The 18,897-nt window shown below is 57.9% G+C and carries 18 protein-coding genes; all 18 read right to left on the reverse strand.

What is annotated here, in order from left to right; translation table 11 throughout:
• Positions 1-80: 80 nt before the first annotated feature.
• Complete coding sequence (locus VE23_RS05460) at positions 81-341, reverse strand: stage V sporulation protein S (protein ID WP_048746433.1); 261 nt, start codon at positions 339-341, stop codon at positions 81-83.
• Between the two features lie 126 nt (positions 342-467).
• Positions 468-1,262: a TIGR00282 family metallophosphoesterase gene (locus VE23_RS05465; protein ID WP_174806375.1), complete on the reverse strand. Its 795-nt coding sequence runs from the start codon at positions 1,260-1,262 to the stop codon at positions 468-470.
• A 64-nt stretch (positions 1,263-1,326) separates the two neighbouring features.
• Positions 1,327-2,871 carry a ribonuclease Y gene (gene rny / locus VE23_RS05470; RefSeq protein WP_048746436.1) on the reverse strand — a complete coding sequence of 515 codons (1,545 nt, stop codon included), beginning with the start codon at positions 2,869-2,871 and terminating at the stop codon, positions 1,327-1,329.
• A 187-nt stretch (positions 2,872-3,058) separates the two neighbouring features.
• Positions 3,059-3,739 carry a RecX family transcriptional regulator gene (locus VE23_RS05475; RefSeq protein WP_048746438.1) on the reverse strand — a complete coding sequence of 227 codons (681 nt, stop codon included), beginning with the start codon at positions 3,737-3,739 and terminating at the stop codon, positions 3,059-3,061.
• Positions 3,740-3,868: 129 nt separating this feature from the next.
• Complete coding sequence (gene recA / locus VE23_RS05480) at positions 3,869-4,936, reverse strand: recombinase RecA (RefSeq protein WP_048746440.1); 1,068 nt, start codon at positions 4,934-4,936, stop codon at positions 3,869-3,871.
• A 289-nt stretch (positions 4,937-5,225) separates the two neighbouring features.
• Entirely contained in the window at positions 5,226-6,476 is a 1,251-nt protein-coding gene (locus VE23_RS05485; RefSeq protein WP_049867525.1) for a competence/damage-inducible protein A, read from the reverse strand.
• 200 nt (positions 6,477-6,676) lie between these two features.
• The gene (gene pgsA / locus VE23_RS05490; protein ID WP_048746444.1) at positions 6,677-7,252 is read right to left on the reverse strand and encodes a CDP-diacylglycerol--glycerol-3-phosphate 3-phosphatidyltransferase; all 576 of its coding nucleotides are present in this window, start codon (positions 7,250-7,252) and stop codon (positions 6,677-6,679) included.
• A 134-nt stretch (positions 7,253-7,386) separates the two neighbouring features.
• Entirely contained in the window at positions 7,387-7,878 is a 492-nt protein-coding gene (locus tag VE23_RS05495) for a YajQ family cyclic di-GMP-binding protein (RefSeq protein ID WP_021879390.1), read from the reverse strand.
• A gap of 248 nt (positions 7,879-8,126) precedes the next feature.
• Positions 8,127-9,068, reverse strand: coding sequence for a helix-turn-helix domain-containing protein (locus VE23_RS05500; RefSeq protein WP_049867526.1), 942 nt, complete (start codon positions 9,066-9,068; stop codon positions 8,127-8,129).
• Positions 9,069-9,091: 23 nt separating this feature from the next.
• Complete coding sequence (locus VE23_RS05505; RefSeq protein WP_048750012.1) at positions 9,092-9,856, reverse strand: DUF3388 domain-containing protein; 765 nt, start codon at positions 9,854-9,856, stop codon at positions 9,092-9,094.
• A 179-nt stretch (positions 9,857-10,035) separates the two neighbouring features.
• Positions 10,036-10,287, reverse strand: coding sequence for a DUF3243 domain-containing protein (locus VE23_RS05510; RefSeq protein ID WP_048750011.1), 252 nt, complete (start codon positions 10,285-10,287; stop codon positions 10,036-10,038).
• 115 nt (positions 10,288-10,402) lie between these two features.
• Positions 10,403-11,134, reverse strand: coding sequence for an elongation factor P 5-aminopentanone reductase (gene ymfI / locus VE23_RS05515; protein ID WP_048750013.1), 732 nt, complete (start codon positions 11,132-11,134; stop codon positions 10,403-10,405).
• A gap of 14 nt (positions 11,135-11,148) precedes the next feature.
• Positions 11,149-12,438 carry an EF-P 5-aminopentanol modification-associated protein YfmH gene (yfmH, locus tag VE23_RS05520; protein ID WP_049867527.1) on the reverse strand — a complete coding sequence of 430 codons (1,290 nt, stop codon included), beginning with the start codon at positions 12,436-12,438 and terminating at the stop codon, positions 11,149-11,151.
• Positions 12,439-12,442: 4 nt separating this feature from the next.
• Positions 12,443-13,714, reverse strand: coding sequence for an EF-P 5-aminopentanol modification-associated protein YfmF (yfmF, locus tag VE23_RS05525; protein ID WP_048748602.1), 1,272 nt, complete (start codon positions 13,712-13,714; stop codon positions 12,443-12,445).
• A gap of 131 nt (positions 13,715-13,845) precedes the next feature.
• On the reverse strand, positions 13,846-14,643 hold the full coding sequence (sleB, locus tag VE23_RS05530) for a spore cortex-lytic enzyme (RefSeq protein ID WP_048748601.1): 798 nt from the start codon (positions 14,641-14,643) through the stop codon (positions 13,846-13,848).
• A gap of 109 nt (positions 14,644-14,752) precedes the next feature.
• On the reverse strand, positions 14,753-17,407 hold the full coding sequence (locus tag VE23_RS05535; RefSeq protein WP_157053913.1) for a DNA translocase FtsK: 2,655 nt from the start codon (positions 17,405-17,407) through the stop codon (positions 14,753-14,755).
• Between the two features lie 110 nt (positions 17,408-17,517).
• Positions 17,518-17,742: a YlzJ-like family protein gene (locus VE23_RS05540; RefSeq protein ID WP_021878665.1), complete on the reverse strand. Its 225-nt coding sequence runs from the start codon at positions 17,740-17,742 to the stop codon at positions 17,518-17,520.
• On the reverse strand, positions 17,739-18,548 hold the full coding sequence (locus VE23_RS05545) for a ClpP family protease (RefSeq protein ID WP_232316816.1): 810 nt from the start codon (positions 18,546-18,548) through the stop codon (positions 17,739-17,741). The genes VE23_RS05540 and VE23_RS05545 overlap by 4 nt, the downstream gene beginning before the upstream one ends.
• Positions 18,549-18,897 lie beyond the last annotated feature (349 nt).

The raw sequence follows: 18,897 nt of genomic DNA on the forward strand, positions 1-18,897 counted from the left end.
TATGAATCCATGGCTGTAAATGGACGCAAAAAAACCTGCTTACACCGTAAACAGGTCGAATCGAATAAGTTGTCCGGTCTTCAGCGCGGCTCTACGATCAGCTTGATCGCTGTGCGGTCTTCGCCATCGATGACGATATCGGTGAAAGCGGGAATGCAGATGAGGTCCACCCCGCCGGGAGCGACGAAGCCTCGGGCGATCGCGACCGCCTTGATCGCCTGATTGATGGCTCCAGCCCCGATCGCCTGCAGCTCAGCAGCTCCACGTTCCCTTAGAACTCCAGCCAGTGCCCCTGCGACGGAATTTGGATTGGACTTAGCGGAAACTTTTAATACTTCCATGGAAAGTACCTCCTCGGGAATGATGGGTAGCTGCGGCTCTACACTACTTCCATACCTATTCGAGAGGGGACAAAAAATTCCTGCTTCCATTCCGATAGCCGTCTCCAGGATTCGCCACCGTTCTTATCAGTACATCGCTAGAGAGGTCTCGGTCAATCGAATTTTCTCCAGCTTTGCAGCCTGCCCGGTCGTTTCGTCCATCTGGACGAGCAGTCCGTGCAGATGCCAGTCGCCTTCATCGACGACAAATCTCGACGGAAGGCCGGTCAGGAACTTATGCAGCACAGCGCCCCGCTCCATGCCGAGGATGCCGTCCATCGGCCCGGTCATGCCGACATCGGTCAGATAGGCGGTGCCGCCCGGAAGGATCCGGTCATCGTTCGTCTGCACATGGGTATGCGTACCGACGACGAGACTCGCTCTGCCGTCAAGATACCAGCCCATCGCGATCTTCTCGGAAGTCGCCTCCGCGTGGAAGTCGACCATGATGCAGCGGGTTTCTTCTTGCAGCAGCTCCAGCTGCTCGTCCGCCACGCGGAACGGATCGTCATTGGGCGGCAGGAATGTCCTGCCCTGCAGGTTCAGGATGCCGAGCTTCTTGCCGTTCGCCTTGATGACCGCCGCTCCGCGGCCGGGCGATTGAGGCGAGAAGTTGGCCGGACGGACGATCCGCTCCTCATCGTCGATCCACTCGAAGATGTCCCGGTTGTCCCAGGTGTGGTTGCCCATCGTAATGCCGTTGACGCCCCAGTCAAAAAACTCCTTGGCGATCGCGGCCGTAATTCCCCTGCCGGCCGCTGCATTCTCGCCGTTCACGATAATGATGTCGGGATTATATTTGGACCGGAGAGCGGGCAGCGCCTTGCGCAGCGCCGTACGGCCGACGTTGCCGACGATATCTCCGATGAACATGACTTTCAGCATGACTTGCCTCCTTCGGATTACAAAGAAAATCCCGCTCCGGAGAGCGGGATGATCCACGGTATTACTTGGCGTATTCGACCGCGCGGGTTTCCCGAATGACCGTGACCTTGATATGTCCCGGATAATCGAGCTCGCCTTCGATCTTTTTCGTGATGTCTCTGGCAAGGCGGAACGCCTCGGTATCGTCGACTTTCTCCGGCTGCACCATGACGCGGACTTCGCGTCCGGCCTGGATCGCGTACGATTTCTCGACGCCGTCGAACGATTCGGAGATGGCCTCCAGCTTCTCCAGACGCTTGATGTACGTCTCCAGCGTCTCGCGGCGTGCGCCTGGGCGCGCTGCAGACAAGGCGTCTGCCGCTCCGACCAGCATTGCGATGACGGAGGTCGCTTCGCAGTCGCCATGATGGGACGCGATGCTGTTGATGACGACCGGATGCTCCTTGTACTTGCGGGCCAGCTCGACGCCGATCTCGACGTGGGAGCCTTCCACTTCGTGGTCAAGAGCCTTGCCGATGTCATGCAGCAGTCCGGCGCGCTTGGCCAGCGTGATGTCCTCGCCAAGCTCGGCGGCCATCAACCCGGTCAGGTAAGCGACTTCCATGGAGTGCTTGAGCACGTTCTGGCCGTAGCTCGTCCGGTACTTCAGGCGGCCGAGAATCTTGATGAGATCCGGGTGGATGGCGTGCACGCCCACTTCGAAAGTGGCCTGCTCTCCATACTCGCGAATCCGCTCGTCCACCTCGCGGCGGGATTTCTCCACCATCTCTTCAATGCGGGCCGGGTGAATCCGTCCGTCCGCAACGAGCTTCTCGAGTGCGGTGCGGGCGATTTCACGCCGAATGGGATCGAAGCCGGACAAGATGACCGCTTCCGGCGTATCGTCGATGATAAGGTCGATACCCGTCAAAGTTTCCAGCGCGCGGATGTTGCGGCCTTCGCGGCCGATGATCCGGCCCTTCATTTCTTCGTTCGGCAGCGTGACGACCGATACAGTCGTCTCCGCCACATGGTCGGCGGCGCAACGCTGGATAGCCAGCGAGATGATGTCTCGCGCCTTCTTGTCCGCCTCTTCTTTTGCCTGCTGCTCGATTTCCTTGATCATCTGGGCAGTTTCGTGGCGGACTTCCTGTTCCACGTTGGTGAAGATGATGGTCTTGGCATCCTCCGTGGTCAGGCCGGAGATCCGTTCGAGCTCGCTCTGTTGCTGTCTGTAGATGGAGTCGATCTGATCCTGTGTTTCTTCGATTCGTTTCTCCTTGTTGGCTACCAATTCTTCTTTGCGTTCGAGTGCTTCTAGTTTTTTATCCAGTGACTCCTCTTTTTGCAGCAGCCGTCTTTCGAGACGCTGATTCTCATTGCGTCTCTCCCGAATGTCTTTATCCGCTTCAGAACGGAGTTTATGGATTTCGTCTTTCGCTTCCAGCACCGTTTCCTTCTTCAGGGCATCCGCTTCCTTCTTCGCCTGTTCGACGATCTGGACGGCAGCCTGCTCTGCACTGGAAATCTTAGCCTCGGCAATCGACTTTCGGACGAAGTAACCAATCCCAAAGGTAATCGCGCCAACAACGAGAACGATCAAGATCCACCAAATAACGGGGCTCATCTTGTTCACCTCCTCGTTGCATTCACCAAGGCAGAAAATAAGCCGGGAATGATATTCAGTTGTTGCGATTCGGTTCCAAACCGTGTCTAAGACTGTAGAATGGAGACTTATAAACTTGAATCCATTTACGAAAGGAAATACATCCCTTTCACTCGCGGATGCACTATTATTGTAGCTTTACGCAATTTCAATTGTCAAGCCAGAGCGCTTCCGTCTCCAGTTCCTCTCCTGACGACACATGCCGCACGGCCTCCCGGACCAGATCGCCCTGGAAACCGCGGCGCAGCAAAAATCCCGTCAGCTTCAGCCGCTTATCGCGATCCTCTCCTTTGAGGCTCCGCCATTTCTTGGCTGCGGCCTTGAAAGCCGCTTCCCGCTCAGCCCCGGCATCGAGCGCCTCGATCGTCTCTCCAGCGGTCAGCTTGGACACCCCGCGCTGCTCCAGCTCCTGACGGATCAGCCGGCGCCCTTTCTGGCTGCTCTTCACCTTCTGGGCGGCGTACATTCTCGCATAATCGCGGTCATCGATGACTTTTTCCTGCTGCAGCCGGTCGATCGCATAGCGGATATCCGGTTCCATATATTCCTTGCGTTTCAGATAATCCGCCATTTCCTTGGCCGTCCTCATTTTGAATCCGGCATAATACAGCCCGGAGGCATAAGCCTTATACCGGTCTCCCTCCGACTGGATCGCCTCCAGCTCCCCGCTGCTGAGCACGCTTCCTTTCAGCAATCTATACTTGACGAGTATATCCTCGTGGACGGAAAACTCCGGCTCTTCATTCCCATCCAGGCAGATCCAGTAATAGGAACGTTTGCGGGAATCGGGTTCTACCTTGGTCACGACTTTCTCGCTGCTGTCCTGCATATGATGCCTCCTCCCTGATCCACGATCGGATGGCTTGAGCAAAAAAGCACCTCTGAACGATTCAGAGGTGCTTCCCTGTCAGGCCGGTCTATTCAATGTAAAATTGGCCCGGAATGCTCGCCGGACGGCTTAAACGTCCAGCTCCAGCTCGTCCAGCTCTTCATCTTCCTCTGCAGGAGGATTGATTCCGGCGGCTGCCCGTTCGGCGGCCGCATTGAGGTTATGCGCCTCGCGGATTTTGGCATCGATCGTATCCGCTACGGCAGGGTTGTCCTTGAGGAACTGCTTGGCATTCTCGCGGCCTTGACCAAGGCGGTCGCCGTTGTAGCTGAACCAAGCGCCGCTCTTGTTGACGATGTCCATCTCGACGCCGATGTCGATGATGCTGCCTTGACGGGAAATCCCTTCTCCGTACATGATGTCGATCTCCGCCTGCTTGAACGGAGGCGCCACCTTGTTCTTCACGACTTTGATCCGCGTGCGGTTGCCCACGACATCATTGCCTTGCTTGATGCTCTCGATGCGGCGCACGTCGAGACGAACGCTGGAGTAGAACTTCAGGGCGCGGCCGCCGGGAGTCGTCTCCGGGTTGCCGAACATGACGCCGACCTTCTCGCGAAGCTGGTTGATGAAGATCGCGATCGTCTTCGACTTGCTGATGGCGCCGGACAGCTTGCGCAGCGCCTGCGACATGAGGCGCGCCTGAAGGCCGACGTGGGAATCGCCCATCTCGCCTTCGATCTCGGCCTTCGGCACGAGAGCGGCGACGGAGTCGATGACGATGACGTCTACCGCGCCGCTGCGCACGAGTGCCTCGGCAATCTCGAGAGCCTGCTCGCCGGTGTCCGGCTGGGACAGCAGCAGCTCGTCGATGTTGACGCCGAGCTTGCTCGCATAAAGCGGATCGAGCGCATGCTCCGCATCGATGAAGGCGGCTTGTCCGCCCGTGCGCTGCACTTCCGCGATCGCATGGAGAGCGACCGTCGTCTTGCCGGAGGATTCCGGACCGTATACTTCAATGACGCGGCCCCGCGGAAATCCGCCGATGCCGAGTGCGATATCTAATGCGAGGGAACCGCTGGAAACCGTCTCAACGGTCATATGCGTGGACTCGCCTAGTTTCATAATGGAGCCTTTTCCGAATTGTTTCTCGATTTGGCGGAGAGCCATATCTAAAGCTGCGCGGCGATCTGACAAGAGATCCACATCCTTCATTCATCATTTTATAGTTCTATCATAGCCTGTTTGCATTCGTTTGCCAAGCTTTTTTTCGAACATACATTCGCTTTTTTTGTCCGCGGCGCCACCTCCGTATCCGCAGCGGCGTCCGGACAAAAAAGAACCGTAGCTGCGAAATGCAAGCTACGGTTCTTCCGTTAACTGTCTCCATTGTAGACCATTCCCGATGCCCAGACAAGAGCACCCGGAATGCAGCCGGAGCCGAGCGGGCGCTGCGGCCGGCATGTTCATCCGGACGCCCGGCGGATCAGGATTCCTTGAGCAGCGTCCACAGCCGGTACAAGGCGTGCTTGGCTGCGCGCAGCCGCACCATTTCCCGGCTGCCGCCGGCTTGCAGCGTGTATACGGAAGCTTCCATGCCCTTGCGCGAGATGCCGATGTAGACAAGTCCGACCGGCTTGCCCTCGGACTCTCCCGGACCCGCCACGCCCGTTATGGATACGCCCCAGTCGCTGCCGGTCGTCTCGGACACCCGCTGGGCCATCAAGGCTGCCGTCGCCTCGCTTACCGCCCCTGGCGCTCCCGCGCCTTCCAGCATCTCCAACGGAATGCCGAGCAGCCGATGCTTGAGCGCATTGGTGTACGTGACGATGCCTCCCAGGAACTCTCCGCTGCTGCCGGGCCTCGAGGTGATCAGCTCGGCGAACAGCCCGCCCGTGCAGCTCTCGGCGCTGCTGAGCCTGTGCCTGCGGTCGCGCAGAAGCCGCAGAACGGCTTCCTCCAGCGGGATATCCTCCTGCGCATACAGGTAGCTGCCGACCCTGGACTGGATCGTCGCGGCCATATCGTCGATCCGCTTCAGAGCCTCCGCTTCATCCGGCGATTTGGACGACAGGCGGATCGTCACCTCTCCCTCCTTGGCATAAGGAGCGATCGTCGGATCGGTCTGGGCTTCGATAAGATCGATCAGCTCATGCTCCAGCTTGGATTCGCCGATGCCGGCAAATCGGAGAATGCGGGAGTGAAGCGCCGCTCCACGGCCGTATTCCTGAAGGATCCAGCTTGTCGCGGGGCCTTCGAACATCGGCTTCATCTCCATCGGTGGTCCGGGCAGCAGAATATAGCGGATGCCGTCCTGTTCAAGGGCGTTGCCGACGGCGAGTCCCGCTTCGTTGTCCAGTGCGGCGCTTCCCTCGATCGAATTCGCCTGCCTCAGGTTGCTCTCCACCATATGGGCGCCGCGGCTCGCGAAGAAGGATTTCATTCTCGCCAAGGAAGGCTCGTGGATGACCAGCTTGCGTCCGAGCATGTCGGCAAGCACATCCTTGGTGAGATCGTCCATTGTCGGCCCCAGGCCTCCCGTGAAGACGAGCAGATCGGCCCGGGAAGAAGCGATTGCAATGGCTTCTTTCAGCCGGGAGGCGTTGTCGCCGACGACCGTCTGGAAAAACACGTCGATGCCCAGGGCTGCCAGCCCTTGGGACAAGTAGCGCGCGTTGGTGTTGACGATTTGGCCAAGCAGCAGCTCGGTTCCGACCGCAATGATTTCGGCTTTCATGTTGGCATTTCTCCTCCGGGATTGGGTTTGTCGCGATGATTGATAATGGGACAATCGGCGGGAACGCGCCCGTGCACAGATTCCTCGATGACGGTCAGGCGTTCCAAGGCAAATGGAAGGATGGTGCCGGCGGCGCCATCCTTCCAGCGTACAAGAAAGGCCCCCGATCCCGGCGGGGATCGATGGCCTTGTCCAGCCGGTTATTCAACCGGGATGAGATTGCGGTTTTTGATGAAGTAGTCGATGCCCGACCATACCGTAATCAATGCGGCAGCCCAGCTCAGGATCAGATCCAGAGGCAGGTCCAGGAATGCTCCCGGGAAATTGTTGAGCAGCAGCACGATGATCATGGCGATCTGAACGCCGGTCTTCCATTTGCCCCAAGTGCTTGCAGCCAGTACGGAGCCTTCCAGCAGAGCGATCTGCCGGAGGCCGGTCACGGCGAATTCGCGGCTGATGATGACGATAGCGAACAAAGCGCTCAGCTTATCCATCTCGACCAGCGAAATAAGCACGGCAGCGACGAGCAGCTTGTCGGCGAGCGGATCGAGCAGCTTGCCCAGATTGGTCACCATCTTGTTCTTGCGGGCCAAATATCCGTCCAAGCCATCCGTGCTGGCTGCAATAATGAATATCAGCGTGGCGATCATCTGCGTGTACGTAATTTGATAGTCCCCGAGCTTAATGGATCCCAGATCAAGACGGATCAGCAAAAAGAACATGATTACAGGCACGAGAAAAATACGCGCAAGCGTGATCTTGTTGGCCAAATTCACGCGGGTTCCCCTCCCTGACAAAACTCTAACCTAAAGTATGTACGCTACCCGGGAGGCCATTCTCAAAAGAACGGACATAGCCGGTCCCTATACGATAAAAGTATAAACGAACCGAAAACCCGCTGTCAAAATTGTTACCGGAAATTCGTGTACTGCAGCTCCAGCTCCAGGTTCGCGCCGCGGAGCAAAGCCATGACGGCCTGCAGGTCGTCGCGGCTCTTGCCGGTCACGCGCAGCTGGTCTCCCTGGATCTGGCTCTTCACTTTCAGCTTGGAGTCGCGGATAAGGATATTGATCTTCTTGGCGTCGTCCTGGCCGATCCCCTGCTTCAGCTTGATGCGCTGGCGCACGGTGCCGAGCGAGGCGGCTTCAATCTTGCCGAAGTCCATATTCTTGATCGGGACGTTCCTCTTGATCATCTTGGTCTGGAGAATGTCGATGACGCTCTTGAGCTTGTACTCGTCGTCCGACTGGACGACCAGCTCTTCCTTCTCCAGCTTGATGCTGCTCTTGCTTCCTTTAAAATCAAAGCGGTTCTCGATTTCCTTCTCCGCTTGGACAATCGCGTTGTTCAGCTCCTGCAGATCGACCTTCGATACGATATCAAACGAATTTTCGGAACTCATGGCAAATCCTCCTTACATGGCATTCCTCTTATTATAAAACATCCGGCTGCGAAAGTATAACCGGCGGGGACGCCGATGCATTTCCGCGGGACAAGCCTGCGGCTCTGCGCATCTATCCCATCGAATCGAATACAGGCAGCAAGGCCGTCACCATCGGCCTCCCTTTCAACCGCCGATCTTTACGTTCCAGCCTCTTAGGATCGTGCAATCGAAAAAGGCATCCCGCACAGGGATGCCTTTTCGTGCTGCTATTGGCTGTTTTCGGAATCCGAGCCGCTCGTGCCGTCGGTTGTTCCGGCCGAATCGGCATCGCCGCCGGATGCTGCATCTCCTCCGGATGCCGGCTCGAACTGGATCTTCTTCGAGCTTGGACGGTCTCCGTCGTCGATCAGCTGGCCGCCGACCGTAATCTCGGTATTGTCCGCGCGTCCGGTATTGAGATAAATGACGTCATCCACCGGTACGGACAGAGTGTCGCCGGCTTCGGCCGCTTTGTTGTACAGGAATTCGCCTTTTGGACCGCCTTTGCGAACTTCGATCCATGCGGTGCCGGTAAAGCTCAGTTCAATGGTGACGGCGCCGTTGGTCTTGTAGTAATCAATCTTGCCCGACTTGCGGTCGAACGTCACGGCCCCTTCCGGAGTCGGGGTCGGCGTAGGAGTCGGCGACGGAGTCAGGCTGGGCGACGGGCTCGCCCCTCCGGCAGCATCTCCCGGAGACGGCGATTGTCCAGGTCCGGGCGTATTCGTCGTGATCGGCGTTTCGTCCGCGGTGGGCGTCTGCCGGTCCGGCTTGATGACGAAAATCCAGATCAAGACGACGATCAGCGCCAGAAAAGCCCACATCAGCACGGAAAACCCCAGCTTGCCGACCCGTTCGGAGGTCGCCCTCGAGGTCGATGCCTTGCGCGGCGGCTGCGGGGCAGCGGCCGGCTCTACCGCCGAAGCCGCCGGCGCCGCAGGAAGCTCGTTCTTGTAATAGTTCAGAAGCTCGTCGGCGTTGAGACCGACCGCCTCCGCGTAGTTCTTGACGAATGCACGCGCATAAAAGCTGCCTGGAAGCGCGGCGTAATTGCCTTCTTCGATCGCGGTCAGGTAATGCTTGCGGATCTTGGTCATCTCCTGCACCTGGTCCAGGGAGAGTCCCATTTCTTCCCTTGCCGTGCGCAGGGTTTGGCCCAATTCAGACATGGTTGGCCATGCCTCCTCTCAAATTAAAAATCGTTATAATTGACGGTGAAGGAATCATAGGAGATTTCTTCGTCCGGCGTATTGCGAAGCTCGATAATAGTCGTAAAAGTGCTGTAATCATAATTGGATTCACGGATAAAGATGTCCGGATGCTCGATGACCTTGGTCGAGGGCATCTCCATGATTTCCTGGAGAAGGGCGTGATGGCGCTCGTTGGAGCGGATCGTGCTGACGATGCCGTCGATGATGAAGATATTGTCGGGATTCATTTCCTCGCTCGACAGCTGGCTGCGCACCGTCTGGCGGAGCAGCGTGGAAGAAACGAACGTCCAGCGCTTGTTGGAGCAGACGCTTCCGGCGATGATGGATTCCGTCTTGCCGACCCTCGGCATGCCGCGCAGTCCGATGACCTGGTTGCCGTCCCGCTTGAAGATTTCGCCGAGGAAATCGACGAGCAGTCCCAGCTCGTCCCGCGTGAAGCGGAACGTCTTGCGATCATCCGAATCCCGTTCGATATAACGTCCGTGACGCACAGCAAGCCGATCCACCAGGCTCGGAGGACGCAGCTTGTTGACGGTGATGTTCTCTACCTTGGCAAGCATCTTGCCGAGAATCTCGATTTTTTCGTCGTCGTTGGTCTGAAGCAGCATGCCGCGGGTGCGGTCCTCCACCCCGTTGATCGTAATGATGTTGACGTTGAGCATGCCGAGCAGGGAGGCGATATCCCCAAGCAGGCCAGGCCGGTTCTTATGTATTTTGTACTCCATATACCACTGTTTGGATTCCATTAATCACACCGTCCTGAGGTAATGAGCTGTCTTTATGCCCTTCATTATAAGCCTACATTCTACATGATTCGGCAAGAAACCGCAATGATCATGCCGACGTTTTTTGGGCGGCGGAATCTTGATGTCCGCAGCCAAGTAGAAAAGCCCCCGAATGGGAGCTCTCCGCCAAAAGTCGATGATTAACCGTGATTGACCAGCTTCACCATGAGGCGGGCAATCGTCTTGCGCTCTTCCTCGTCTCCGACGTCCCAGATCTCCTTCAGCACGCGCTGCTCTTCGTTTTTCGGATCGACCTTCTCATCGAGAAAAGATCCGATCTCATAAGCGAGGTTGCCGAGGGTTTCCTCGGTAAGACCCATCTTTTTGCCCTGCTCAACGCGGTCGGACAGGAATTCCTTCCATCCTTCAAAGCTCGAAAGTACAGTAGACATGCTTCGTCGCCTCCTTGGTCGAATAGAGAAAGAAATCATCAACGACCCTATTGTGTGCGGAGGCCATCTTCCCTATACGACGACCAGGGCTGGAAAAAAGTTGCGGCCGGACCACTCATGTGATCCAGCCGCCGTTCGGACTGATGACTTGACCGGTTATGTAGGATGATTCCGGCAAGGAAAGGAAATAGACCAGCGAAGCGATCTCATCCGGATGGGCCAGCCTTCCGGCCGGAATTTCCTCTTCCAGCGCCTGAAGCTCGCCTTGATCGAGATGGCTGTTCATTTCCGTGTCGACCGCTCCCGGAGCGACCGCGTTGACCGTTACTCCGGACGGCGCCAGCTCCTTGGCCAGCGATTTCGTGAACGCATTGACCCCGCCTTTGGTCGCGGAATACAGCACCTCGCAGGATGCCCCGGAGATGCCCCACACGGAGGATACATTGATGATTCTCCCCCAGCGCGCGCTCACCATCCGAGTCATGAACAGCTGCGTGCAGAGAAACAATCCCTTGAGATTGACCGCGGTCACGTCGTCCCATTCCTGCTCGGTGAGGTCCGCCAGCATGCCGTAATGCGAGATGCCCGCGTTGTTGACGAGAATATCCGGAAGCAGCCCTGCCGCTTCCAGCTTCTCCTTCATTCTGCCCAGACTCTCCCTGGATCGCACGTCGGCGGAAACCGTCATGACCCTGCCGCCGCCGAGAGCGATGCATTCCCGGGCCGTTTCATTGGCGCGTTCATGCGAATTCAAATAATGGATGACCACATTCATTCCTTCCGCGGAAAAGCGCCGCGCGATGGCGGCGCCTATGCCCCGGCTTCCCCCGGTAATGAGGACGGTCATCTCCTGCAAGCTTTTCAAGCTTCCGCCGGAGGCAGCACGACGGACACGGCCAGCTGGCCGAAGTCGAAATGCTCTCTCAGCCGGGCATTGGCATCGTCAAGCGTGATGCTCTCATAAGCCGGCAGCAGCTCGAACAGATCCTGTCCGCGGAATTTGTAGCGGGTGAATTCGCCTGCGATCGACTCGGGAGAATTGAGCATCCTCAGGTAGCTTCCGATGCGCTTGCGCTTCGTTCTCTCGAAAGCTTCGGCATCAAGCCCGCTCTGCTGCAACGACGCTACCGCTTCCTTGACCCGCGCGACGAGAGCGTCCGGGTCCTTGGTATCGCCTCCGATGATAGAGAAGCCGTAATCGGTGCTGCAGTTGTATTCATATCCGAATGAATCGGAGATGAGATTGTCGTCGTACAGCTGCTGATAGGTCGGGGAGCTGGATCCAAGAATGGTTTCCAGCATCAGCTTGGTCGTGACGTCCCGGCGCAGCAGCGCAGCGCTGTCCAGGCCGTTGGTTTTCTCCTTGAAGCCGAACAGGCACTTCGGCAGAGAAACCTGAAGCTGGATCGCTTTTCGCGGCGTATTCACGCCTTGCGGCTCGGGCTCGAAGAAACGCTTGATTTCGCCTAGAGGCTCATATGTCTTCGCAGCCTGGTTGGACCGCACCAGCTCGAATACCTGCTCCGCATCGACGCCGCCGACGATGAACAGCAGCATGTTGGACGGGTGGTAGAAGGTCTCGTAGCAGCGGTACAGCATTTCCTTGTCGATCTTGTAGATCGATTCCACCGTTCCGGCAATGTCGATATGGACCGGATGCACCTGATACAGCGCCTCGATCAAGCCGTAGTAGACGCGCCAGTCCGGATTGTCGCTGTACATGTTGATTTCCTGCGCGATGATTCCTTTTTCCTTGTCGACGTTCTGGTCCGTAAAGTATGGATTCTGGACAAAATTGATCAGCGTCGTCAGATTGGCCTCGATCTGCTCCGTCGCCGAGAACAGGTAGACCGTCCGGTCGAAGCTCGTGAACGCATTGGCGGAAGCGCCTTGCGAGGCGAACGTCGCGAAAATGTCTCCGGTCGGCTCCTCGAACATTTTGTGCTCGAGAAAATGGGCGATGCCATCCGGCACGCGGGCAAGCGGTCCGTCGCCGATGCCGAAATGATTGTCTACCGAGCCGTAGCGGGTGGAAAAGGTCGCGTACGTTTTCTGGAACCCTTCCTTGGGCAGCACGTAAACCTGCAGCCCGTTGGGCAGCTGTTCGTGGTAAAGCGTTTCTTCGACGCCGGGATAACTGAGCTTCTGCATGTTGTCAGGCCTCCTTCTTGTCGCGCAGGAAGTAGATCGTATCCAGCTTGACGCCTTCCGCAACCCTCACGATGTCTTCAGGCGTTACGGCCCGCACTTCTTCGAGCAGCTGGCCGGCTGTCCTCTCCTTGCCGGAAAGAACGCTGTTGAAATCATACGAAATCATCTCGTAGGCGGAATCCTGGAGCTCCCGCAAGGAATTCGTCAGCATGGCTTTGGTCTGGCTGATCTCCAGCTCCGACAGCTCGCCGCGCTTCATGCTCTCCAGCTGCTCCTGGATGATGGCGACCGCTTTGTCGTAGTTGGCGATTTCAATGCCGGACTGAATCGTGCACAGCCCTTTATGGCCGTCCAGCCTCGAGGAGGCGTAGTAAGCCAGGCTTTCTTTTTCCCTTACGTTCATGAACAGCTTGGAATGCGGATAGCCTCCCAGAATGCCGTTGTACATCAATGCGGCGGCATAGTCGTCATCGCCGTAGGCGACTCCCGTGCGCAGGCCGAGATTCAGCTTTCCCTGAGCCACTTCAAGCCGTTCGACGACATTCTTCACCCCGTCTTGAGGGAAACGGATATCCGGGCTTCCGTACTTCGAGGGAGCGGTATCGGGAAGCTTGAACGAAGCCGCTGCGAGCTCCTTCACTTCCTCAAGCGTCGTATCGCCGACGACATATAGGTCGAAAACGGCCGTCTCCAGCCAGCGGCGGTAGGAATCGTACAGCGATTGCGGAGTGATGGCTCCCACGTCGGCGATGCGCCCGAGGGCATGCAGCCGGTAGGGCTCGTTGGCGCACATGATTTCCATGCAGCGCTCCGCCGCATAGCGGATTTTATCGTTGATGATGCTCTCCAGCTTTTTGGTGAGCGTAACCTTTTCGCTGTCGACATACTTGCTCCGGAAGGCTCCGTTGTCCAGAGCCGGCTGAGTGACCGCTTCTCCAAGCAGCTTCATGGAAGCGGCGAGCAGCGACTGCTCCGCGGCGACGAAGCGGTCGTTGATGACATCCATCCGGAATTGGACGATCTGGGAATTGCCCCGCTTGTAAATATCGAAACCAAAGCCGGCGCCGTACAAGTTGTCCAGCTGCTCCCGGAACTGGATCGTCTCCGGATGCGAGGCCGTGCCGCGCCGCAGCACGAACGGAGCGAGCGCGGTTTCCGTGACGGTGGATTCTTGCAGCGGAATGCCCGCGAATAAAGAGACGGCGAAGGTTTTGAACCTTTTGGTCGGCAGCACATGCAGCCGGATGCGGCCGTGGCTCCCTTGCTGAAACGCCATATCCGAACCCCTTTCCGCGCCATGTTGGCGATAGGTAATCTGTTCCATATTGTATGCCATTCCATTCTATCTCAGCCTAAACAGAAGAAGCAACCGGGGTCAGGCTTGCCCTGGCCGGCTGCTTCCGAGCTTTACATGCAGAAAATATGCTTGCCGATCGTCTTCACTTGCTGACGCGACCAGATCCATTTGGAGGTGGCGGTTTCCGGATTGAAATAGTACAGGCAGCCGTCCGAAGGATCCCAGCCGTTGATGGCGTCCTCAACGGCCTTCTTGGCCCGCTCGTTCGGCGTCAGCCAGATCTGGCCGTCCGCGACTGCGGTGAAAGCGAGGTTCTGGAAGATGACGCCGGATATCGAGTTCGGGAATTCAGGCGACTTGAGACGGTTGAGGATGACAGCCGCTACTGCAACCTGGCCTTCATAAGGTTCGCCGCGGGATTCCCCGTATACGGCATTGGCCATGATCTTGATGTCGTTGGCCGACAGGTTGAGCTTGTTCGACTTGCCGATGTCTCCGCCGGAATTGCCTGCGTTTCCAGTGTTCCCAGCGTTGCCGCCGGCGGCAGTGCCGGATTCTCCGCCCGGAAAATCGGCTGCCGTCGGCTTCCAGTTTTTCGTCGCTTCCCACAGCTTGAGCTTGGTCTTCGCTCCGACGACTCCGTCGGATTTCATGCCGAACTTCCATTGGAACCAGGTGACGGAGTTTTTCGTCTTCGGTCCGAAGCTTCCGTCGATCTTGCCCTCGTAATAGCCTAGATATCGGAGACGTCCTTGAAGCTCCACGACATCCTTGCCCGATGAGCCCTGACGGATGGTGGCGCTGCTGAACGTTTCGCTTGACCTGCCGGGCAGCTCGTCCTTGAGCGTATAAAGGCTGAGCACCAGCAGCATGGCCGCGATCGTCATGACGATCAAACGTATCTTCATAGTCGGGATCTGCCTTTCTCTAGCGGGATGCGCCTTAAGCGATGCACGGCCTTGCGTCCGCTTCGCCAAAGCGTTTGACAGTCCCTAGTATGAGAAAGCAGGTCTCCTTCTATGCATGTTTCTGGCTCGCCTGGAACTGGTCCGCCGTCATCAGCACCTCGCGCGGCTTGCTGCCCTCGTAAGGGCCGACGACGCCTTTGGCTTCAAGCTGATCCACAAGCCTGGCGGCCCGTGTATAGCCTACCCGCATGCGCCTCTGCAGGAGCGATACGGAAGCTTGCTGGGCATCGACGACGATCTGCATCGCCTGATCGAACAGCTCGTCCAGCACTTCTCCGTCTCCCGCAGCGTCGCTGTCGTCCAGCTCAGGCACGAGGTCCTCCTTGTATTCCGCCGCGGCCTGGGATCTTGCGTAATCGACGACGGCTTCCACCTCGGAATCGGACAGGAACGCCCCTTGAACCCGGATCGGCTTGGACATGCCGACAGGCAGGAACAGCATGTCCCCCCGTCCCAGCAGCTTCTCCGCTCCGACCATGTCGAGAATCGTCCGGGAATCGACCTGCGACGAGACGCCGAAAGCGATCCGGGAAGGAATATTGGCCTTGATCACGCCTGTGATGACGTCCACGGACGGACGCTGGGTCGCGATGATGAGATGGATGCCGGCCGCCCTTGCCATCTGGGCGAGTCGAGTGATCGAATCCTCGACATCCTTGGCCGCGACCATCATCAGATCCGCCAGCTCGTCGACGATGACGACGATGTAAGGCAGCACGGCGGCAGGGTTGTCCTTCATCAGTCCGTTGTAGCCTTCTATGTTGCGGGTGCCCGACTTCGAGAACAGCTCGTACCGCTTCTCCATCTCCACGACGATCTTCTTGAGCGCCAGCGAAGCTCGCCTCGGATCGGTGACGACGGGAGCAAGCAGATGCGGAATGCCGTTGTACATGTTCAGCTCGACCATTTTGGGATCGATCATCATGAACTTCACTTCGTCCGGAGCGGCTTTGTACAAGATGCTCGTGATGATGCCGTTGATGCAGACCGACTTGCCCGATCCGGTAGCTCCCGCGACAAGCAAATGGGGCATCTTGGCCAGATTGCCGACGATGGACTGACCGGCGATGTCCCGGCCGAAAGCGATCGACAGCTTGGACGCCGCGCTGGAAAACGTCGGCGTCTCCATGACTTCGCGCATGGTCACGACTGCGACTTCGGCATTCGGAACCTCGATTCCAATGGCGGATTTGCCCGGAATCGGCGCTTCCATCCGGATATCCTTGGCAGCCAGCGCGAGCGCGATGTCATCGGTAAGGCTGACGATCCGGCTTACTTTGACCCCTGTCGCGGGCTGGACCTCGTATCTCGTGACCGCAGGTCCAGGCACGACATCCAGCACCTTGGCCCGGACCCCGAAGCTCTCAAGCGTCGCCTCGAGCTTGCGGCGCGAGTCGTTCAGATCGCCGGTATCGGCGCCTCTGCCCGAGCTGGCGGGTTTAGCCAGCAAGGAAAGCGGCGGCAGCCGGTATGGCTTCGTTTCCCGCGCTGCTGAAGCCGCTGCTGGCGATGGCTCCCCATCTCCTTCGGGACCTGCCAATGCCTCCGATATCTCGGCAGGATGGCGGGAAGGCGCTGGAGCGGGGAAATCGTCTTCCGCCAGCCATTCGCCGGAGTCCGTTCCATCGGCTTCTGCATCCAGGCCGCCCGTCTGAGCGCCTGGAACCGGAACGGCGGGAAAGGCATTTCCCTGGAAGGATGCATCCTCCCAATCCTCTCCTTCTTCGTCCTGATCGTCCCAAGGAGGCGGATCGGCTGCGGGCAGCACCCGTTCTTTCGATTCCCTGCCTTTGATAGAGACGGCCGGAGCGCCGGCGGGCTTGCCGGCCGGCTCTTCGTCGATCAACCAGTCCCCTTCCTCATCAGCTTCTTGCCCTTCCTGGTTTTGACTCCCCCAGCTGAAAAAGAGAGAGCGTCCTTTGCGGGGCGACGGAGACACGGTCGTGCTTCCATAGTCATCGTCATCGTCGCCGTTCAGCCCGAGGGCGAGATGATCGGCAGCCGCAGTCCTGCCGACCGTAGAGGCCGATGGCTGCGAAGCCGCGGCAGGAGGCCTCGGCTTGCGCGGCCTTGCCGCTGCTTTGGCCTGCAGCAGCTTGATCATATGGACAGCCCGGATGCGGATCATGCGGCCGATATCGACATAGGAGCGTCCCGTTATGAGCATTAAGGAGATGGCGAACATGACGATGAGAAGCAGCTTGGCTCCAAAGTAGCCAAATAGCGTATAGAGCAGGGAATATTGAATCGCTCCGAGATAGCCGCCGCTGATCGATCCGGCAGCGGGCGCCGCCGCTGATCCGCCCGCAATGAGCACGCCTTCCCTAATATCCTGGCCGAGCTGCTGCATGATGGCCGATCCGCTGATGAGGTCGCCCGGACCGAGCTTGCGGTCGATCTCCGACATCGAGCTCATGAGCGTGAATGCGAACACGAGCAGAAGAATTCCCGTCCGGCGGTAAGTCCAGCCGGTCGGCCAGGAACGGGTGACCATCACGTACAGTCCGACTGATATCCCGACAAGCGCAAGCACAAAATAAAACTTGCCCAACAACAGCTCGAACAGCTTGGACAGCGATCTGCCGACCGTAGCTTCGCCGGATAAGGCGATTACCGAAACCGTGATGAGCAATATTCCATAAACTTCATATTTTAAATTTTCGCCGAAAGTGCGTCTTTTGCGCCGACGTTTCTTGGCCAACATCCCTCACCTCTGGTTCACTATTATACCATAGGAGGTGGAATGTTCCTATCGCCCGAGACGCCTGGGATGATTTCGACAGGCCGGTCTTCTCGATGAAAAGGAAAACCTACTTATTTGCTCCCGGAGCCGTAATGAATCAGCGTGCCTGGACTATAGGCCGGATTCAAATAACATTCCAGATCCGCCTGAACGATTCGAATCAGCTTTCCCGCGCCGGGAGCGATCGGTTCGACCTGCAGCAGCATGCCTTCATGCTGGATTTCGAGCGTTGAAGCCCGCTCCTGCCGGATTCCTTCCAGCACCTGCTCCAGAGGCATGATCGTATACAACGTCATTGGGGCAGCCCTCCCCCCGCTCCGATATCCGCCGCTCGGGAAGCTTCCATGATCGCGCTCTCTGCAGCCGCGATCGGCAGCGTGTTTGCCGCAGCCGGCTTTGCTGCTTGAATCAGCCGGTTCAGCTCCCGCAGAGCTTGCCCAAGACCACCGACTTCATCAATCAAGCCGTGCTTGACGGCATCTTCACCGATCACGGTCGTGCCGATGTCGCGAGTCAATTCGCCAGTCTTGAACATCAGCTGCTTGAATGTCTCCTCCTTCACCTTGGAGTGGGAAGTGACGAAGCGGACGACCCTCTCCTGCATTTTTTCCAAATACTCGAACGTCTGCGGGACGCCGATGACAAGCCCGTTCATCCGGATGGGATGAATCGTCATCGTAGCCGTCTCCGCGATGAAGCTGCGGTTGCCGGCGACCGCGATCGGCACGCCGATGGAATGCCCGCCGCCTAGCACGAGCGTGACCGACGGCTTGCTGAGGGAGCTGATCATTTCCGCGATGGCCAGCCCCGCTTCGACGTCGCCCCCGACGGTATTGAGGACGATGAGGATCCCCTCGATCTTATTGCTTTGCTCAGCGGCCACGAGCTGAGGAATCAGATGCTCATATTTCGTCGTTTTGTTCTGCGGGGGCAGAACCATATGCCCCTCGACCTGGCCGATGATCGTCATGCAGAATATGTTGGATGGATCGGCGGCAGGAACGGACATCTGCCCCAGCTGCTGGATCGCCTCCAGCTTGGCTTTGTCCGCCGCGCTCGGCTCCGCCTGCTCCGAGGCGACCGCTTCCTCGTACTTGTTCAACTTAACCCCTCCTGATTGCCGGAATAGCTGCCATCGTAGTATGGGGTGCAGCCCTTTGTCCCATTCAGCCAGAGGAAAATACGGATATTCAACCGGTTTCAAGAGGAGGTACGGAGAGGGTTCGGGTGAGGGTTCGGGTGAGGGTTCGGGTGAGGATTATGGAGAGGATTATGGAGAGGATTATGGAGAGCGTCATGGTGAGCGTTATAGAGGGCGTCATGGAGAGCGTTACGGTGAGCGTTTCGGAGAGCGTTACAGACTTTGGCGGCGAAAATTGCAGATAGAGTTGCCGAATTGGGAACAATCCGCCCTGTAGGCAAAAAAGCCTGCCTCCGAAATCGGAGGCAGG

Source organism: Paenibacillus sp. D9, assembly GCF_001188365.1.
GTDB classification, from domain to species: domain Bacteria; phylum Bacillota; class Bacilli; order Paenibacillales; family Paenibacillaceae; genus Paenibacillus_O; species Paenibacillus_O humicus.

What these genes read in the sequence shown, in the direction of transcription:
- VE23_RS05500 (WP_049867526.1), bottom strand. Translation starts at nt 9,068, where the DNA reads ATGTCTGAATTGGGCCAAACCCTGCGCACGGCAAGGGAAGAAATGGGA.
- sleB (WP_048748601.1), bottom strand. Translation starts at nt 14,643, where the DNA reads ATGAAGATACGTTTGATCGTCATGACGATCGCGGCCATGCTGCTGGTG.
- VE23_RS05505 (WP_048750012.1), bottom strand. Translation starts at nt 9,856, where the DNA reads ATGGAATCCAAACAGTGGTATATGGAGTACAAAATACATAAGAACCGG.
- yfmF (WP_048748602.1), bottom strand. Translation starts at nt 13,714, where the DNA reads ATGGCGTTTCAGCAAGGGAGCCACGGCCGCATCCGGCTGCATGTGCTG.
- VE23_RS05540 (WP_021878665.1), bottom strand. Translation starts at nt 17,742, where the DNA reads ATGACGTTGTATACGATCATGCCTCTGGAGCAGGTGCTGGAAGGAATC.
- VE23_RS05510 (WP_048750011.1), bottom strand. Translation starts at nt 10,287, where the DNA reads ATGTCTACTGTACTTTCGAGCTTTGAAGGATGGAAGGAATTCCTGTCC.
- VE23_RS05460 (WP_048746433.1), bottom strand. Translation starts at nt 341, where the DNA reads ATGGAAGTATTAAAAGTTTCCGCTAAGTCCAATCCAAATTCCGTCGCA.
- VE23_RS05535 (WP_157053913.1), bottom strand. Translation starts at nt 17,407, where the DNA reads ATGTTGGCCAAGAAACGTCGGCGCAAAAGACGCACTTTCGGCGAAAAT.
- ymfI (WP_048750013.1), bottom strand. Translation starts at nt 11,134, where the DNA reads ATGACCGTCCTCATTACCGGGGGAAGCCGGGGCATAGGCGCCGCCATC.
- VE23_RS05485 (WP_049867525.1), bottom strand. Translation starts at nt 6,476, where the DNA reads ATGAAAGCCGAAATCATTGCGGTCGGAACCGAGCTGCTGCTTGGCCAA.
- rny (WP_048746436.1), bottom strand. Translation starts at nt 2,871, where the DNA reads ATGAGCCCCGTTATTTGGTGGATCTTGATCGTTCTCGTTGTTGGCGCG.
- VE23_RS05475 (WP_048746438.1), bottom strand. Translation starts at nt 3,739, where the DNA reads ATGCAGGACAGCAGCGAGAAAGTCGTGACCAAGGTAGAACCCGATTCC.
- yfmH (WP_049867527.1), bottom strand. Translation starts at nt 12,438, where the DNA reads ATGCAGAAGCTCAGTTATCCCGGCGTCGAAGAAACGCTTTACCACGAA.
- VE23_RS05495 (WP_021879390.1), bottom strand. Translation starts at nt 7,878, where the DNA reads ATGAGTTCCGAAAATTCGTTTGATATCGTATCGAAGGTCGATCTGCAG.